We start from the raw sequence: 4,354 nt of genomic DNA, 5'->3' as shown, positions 1-4,354 counted from the left end.
CAGGCTCGCGGCCCGCCAAACTGGGCGGTCACCACCTGGTCATTGGCATTGTAGCCGTAGCGCGTCTCGTCCCAGCGGGTGTCTTCAATGCAGGCCACGTTGTAGGCCGGGGTGTAATGCCAGTGGCGGGTGACCGCGCTGCCCCGCGGCGGGAAATGCGGGTCGGCCTCGTACAGCGTCTGTTTGAACCAGTCGGAGCTGCGGCCGGCGGTCTGATGGGCCAGCAGCCCGACCGGGGTGTAAGCCTGTGACTGGATAAAACCGGCGGCGCTTTCCCGCGCGATTTCCCGGCCCAGCCCGTCATGCTGCATCTGCAACGGAGCATGGCCGTCAAGCTGCCACTGCATCAGCCGGCCGTTAAGGCCGTAGTACCAGCTGACCGCGGGCTGGGTGTCCACCTGGCGGCCGGTGGGCAGGCCGCTCATAGGGTCCCACTGATGGCTGACGACACGCCCGTTAATTGTCTCTTGGGTCAGGCGGCCGGCCTCATCGTATGCAAACGCCACCACCGCGTCCGGGTTAGTGGCCCGGACCAGTCGTCCCTGCGCGTCGTGGTCGTAGGTGGTGACGGCGTGTAACGCGCACCGGTCATCCTCTTCCTGCCACGCTTCCTGGCGGGTCAGGCGGTCGTCGTCGGTGTAACACCAGCGCAGCAGCTGGTGATTGGGGTAACGGGCAGTCAGGCGGCGTCCGGCGGCGTCATACTGATAATGAATGGTCCGGCCGGTAAAATCGGTTTCGCTAATCACCCGGCCGGCTGGGTCACGGGTGTAATGGTAAGTTTCACCGGTTTCGTTGGTCACGGTTTTCAGGCGGGTCAGTCGGTCGTAGCCAAAGGTCAGGGCCGTGCCATCCGGGCGGGTGAGGTGGCTGAGCCGGTCGAAGGCGTCATAGGTATAGCGGGTGGTCCGGCCTTCCCCGTCAGTCACCGCCGAGACCCGGCGCTCGCTGTCGTAGTCAATGGTCTGCCGGAGGCCGTCCGGCAAGCAAATCTCGCTGACGCTGCCCGCCGGGCTGGCGTGAAACGGGCTGTGGTGGTAGTCGGTCTGCTGATGTAACGCGTCGGTGACCCGCAGCAGCCGGCCCAGGCCGTCGGTGTTAAACCGGGTCAGGGCGCCGTCCGGGGCCTGAATTTCACTGAGCTGCTGCCGTTCATAGCCGTAGCGCCAGGCGCGGCCGTCGGGCAGGACCTGGCGCAGGATTTCCCCGCGCGGGCCGTAACGGGTCTCTTCCACCCGCCCCTGGGGGTCGATAACGCTGTCCAGGTTGCCCTGTTCGCTGTAATGCAGCCGCCAGCGGGCGCCATCCGGCTGAGTGACCTGGGTCAGCTGGCCGTATTCATTGTAATCGTAAGCGGTGAGGTCCCCGATGGGTGACAGCCAGCCGGTCAGCTCGCCGTAAGGGCTATACTCATACGCCGTGGTCCGGCCCAGCGGGTCGGTTTCGGCGACTTTGTGACTGAAATCCCATTCGGTCCGGGTTTCATGGCCGAGCGGGTCGACCTGGCGGGTCACTAAGCCGTCGGCGTTATAGTGGTAGCGGGTACAGCCGCCTTCGGCATCGAAATAGGTGGTGATGTTATGGTCGTCATCGTATGCAAAACGGTCCTGCCAGTATCCCTGCGGGGTGGTGGTGGCCGTCACCCGGCCCGCTTTGTCATAGTGCACGGTGACATCGGTTTTATCGGTGTCATGCCAGCGGGTCATGTTCCCCTGCGGCGTGTATTCATGCCACAGGTGGTGAAACTGAAAGGTGTCACATTCCGCCAGATACCCTGGGTTATCATAGCGGCAGGTCACCAGCCGCTGGCGCTGTGCGGCGTGCAGCCAGTCAATGGCCGTGAGCTGCTGGTGTTCGTAGTGCAGCGCCAGGGTCGTGGTGTCGGCATGGACCAGGCGGGTCAGGCGGTGGTGTTCATCGTAATGAAAGACGGTCTGGTTGCCGTTGCGGTCCTCTATCAGGGACAGGCGGCGTTTATCCCCCTGCACCTCGGTAAAACTCAGTATCTGCTGAGTACGGCGGTTAAACAGGCGCAGTTCGCCGCTCAGTTGCCCGTACAGCAGGTAATGCCCGGCATGGAGGTTGACTGAGAAGACGTTTTCCGCCGGGGTATGGAAAGTGTAAATCACCCCCTCGCCGTCGGTGAAATGGGTTTCCTCGCCGTCGCGGCGCAGGTGCTGCGACCAGTCGTCGGCCCATTTGGGGCCGAACAGCCCGGCCAGGGCGGCGGTGGAGCGGTAAGTCCGGTTCAGGGTCAGCGGCAATACCCCCGGCAGGGCCAGCACCGGCCAGACCTGTAGGAAGTCGCCGGTCGCCACGTCTACCGGCTCGCCGGCTTTGCTACAGAGCTGACTGTTACAGCCGGTTTTTTTCACCGACGGGGCGGGGGGCGATTCATGGGGGCGGTTTTTGTTCCCTCTGGGCAGGGGGAGGAGGCCGGCCAGCACCACGGCCCAGTGTAAGGCCCGGTCGCTGCTGACCATGATGTCATAGACGCCTTCGGTCTCCTGGGTGAGGGCAATGGACGCCGCGCCGCTGTTGATATTGGCATCGCAGGTGGTGCGGTGGCCCAGCCGGGCAATGGGCTTGCCGTTGGCAAACACCGTTTTGGCGCCTTCGGCAATCACTGCCGGGCCGGGGTGGTCGCTGCACGCAATTTTATCGCCGGCCCGGGCCACCGGTTTGCCTTCAAAAAAGACATTGGGCGAGCCTTCAATAATGGTGCCTTTATTCTGGCCGTATTGCCCGATAGCGGCCCCGATACCGGCTACCGCGCCGCCGACAAAGCCGCCGGCTAATCCGGCCGCCGCGCCGGCAAGGATAGCGGCGCCGACGCCCGCCGTCGCTATCACAAACGCGCCGGCGGCCACCGCCACGACGGCCCCCAGCAAGACGCCGCCCAGCGCGCCCCATAACCCGGCGCTTTTATTCTGGTGGGCAATCGCGTCCCCGAGCCGGGCGGGCGCGCTCCCCTCGGTGGAGACGGTCTGCATGCCCATCGCGCGGGCGATTTGGTGGCCGATTTTATCGCCGACATAACTGCCGGCAGACGCGCCGACGGCCCCGGCGGCCAGGCCGGCGGCAAAGGGGGCGGCCGCGCCGGTGGCTGCGGCATAAGCCCCGGCCGCCCCCAGAGAAGCCTGGCTGAACGCCTCGCTTTCCAGAAAGGCCAGCGCCTTATCGGAACCCGATGTCGTCCTGGTGGTTCGGGGCGGCGGCGTGGGTTGTGAGGGTTTAGCCGGGGCGGCGGCCTCGGGACCGGGGGCTGTTTGCCGTCGGGCGGCGCCGGCGCCCGCCCAGACATTTTGTAATAGGCTCATGACGACTCCCGGCGGTTAAGGTTCTTCACCCGGACGGGCTTGAAACGAGGTCATGATGGCCAGCATCTGCGCGCGCTGAGCCGGGGTCATGGCGCCGTTGCAGGTGCCGGTCAGAATGAGCACCTGGTGTGGCAGGCTGAGCATCATCATCAGCTGATGCAGGGGGCCCTGCGGGGAGTCCCAGGTGAACTCGGCGGTCAGGGTGTCGCCGCCATTGAGCTGGCCGGGTTCCTGGGCGATAAGCTGCCAGTCTTTCAGCTGCTGACTGAGGGACGTGATTTCGCGCTCGGCAAACTGAGGGAAGTCGAGGCCCCAGGGCAGGGTGTCGCGGGACAGGGTAAAGCTGCTGCCGTTGTTGTCATCGGGGCTGGTGAGCACCAGCATGCTGACATCCCGCCAGTCGCGGGGCACGTTGAGGGTGCCGGCGTTAAAGTGAAAAGGGATGAAGGTATTTTCCTGCGTCATCGGGTTCTCCGGGTGCGTGTTCAGGGCGCCCGGCGGGCAGCCGGGGCCGTTATTCAGGTCAGATTAGTTATTCAGGCCGATTTTGCTGCCGTTAACCGACACCCCGTCGGCGTTCAGGGTAATGACTGAGCCGCCAAAGGTGAGAGTGATGTGCTCTTTGGTCATCTCAATCTTGCCTGCCCCGACGGTGAGGGTGATGTTGTCGCTGGCGGTGTACAGTTGCGTGCCCTCGCCGGCTTTACCGGCGCTGGCCTTGACCTGCACCTGATTGGCTTCGGTGCTGCGCAGCCGGCAGATGGTTTCGGTGAGGCTGCCCTGTTCAATGCGGGTCTGTTCATCGCCGCTCTTCACCGCCACCTGGCGGTTGCCGGTTTCCACCACCAGGGTCTGGTCGTGTTTCACCACGGTGTGCATGTCCCGCTGGGCGTGCAGCGCCAGTTCCTCACTGCCTTTGGCATCCTCGAAGCGCAGCTCGTTGTAGCCGTCCCCTTTATGGGTTTTGGAGCGCAAGGCCATCTGGGTTTTGCTGCCGGGCAGGTCCCCCGGCGGCAGATTGCTGGCATGGTAGG

General features: G+C 64.5%; 3 protein-coding genes. All 3 read right to left on the bottom strand.

Translation table 11 applies throughout. The features are described 5' to 3' along the window. Positions 1 to 3,320, bottom strand: a 3,320-nt coding sequence (locus AAC155_RS23810) for a PAAR domain-containing protein (protein WP_113044387.1), incomplete at its 3' end; no start/stop codon positions are given. Positions 3,321 to 3,335: 15 nt separating this feature from the next. Beyond that, on the bottom strand, positions 3,336 to 3,785 hold the full coding sequence (locus tag AAC155_RS23805; RefSeq protein WP_113044386.1) for a DcrB-related protein: 450 nt from the start codon (positions 3,783 to 3,785) through the stop codon (positions 3,336 to 3,338). 63 nt (positions 3,786 to 3,848) lie between these two features. Continuing rightward, positions 3,849 to 4,354: bacteriophage T4 gp5 trimerisation domain-containing protein (locus AAC155_RS23800; RefSeq protein ID WP_422615644.1), on the bottom strand; the 506-nt coding region annotated here is incomplete at its 5' end.

It is taken from the genome of Photorhabdus sp. HUG-39, assembly GCF_963878365.1.
GTDB classification, from domain to species: domain Bacteria; phylum Pseudomonadota; class Gammaproteobacteria; order Enterobacterales; family Enterobacteriaceae; genus Photorhabdus; species Photorhabdus kayaii.
The sequence above is the reverse complement of the archived record's forward strand: the minus strand, read 5'-3'. Positions and strand labels throughout refer to the sequence as shown.

Coding starts and splice junctions, on each gene's coding strand:
- AAC155_RS23805 (WP_113044386.1), bottom strand. CDS start 3,785: ATGACGCAGGAAAATACCTTCATCCCTTTTCACTTTAACGCCGGCACC.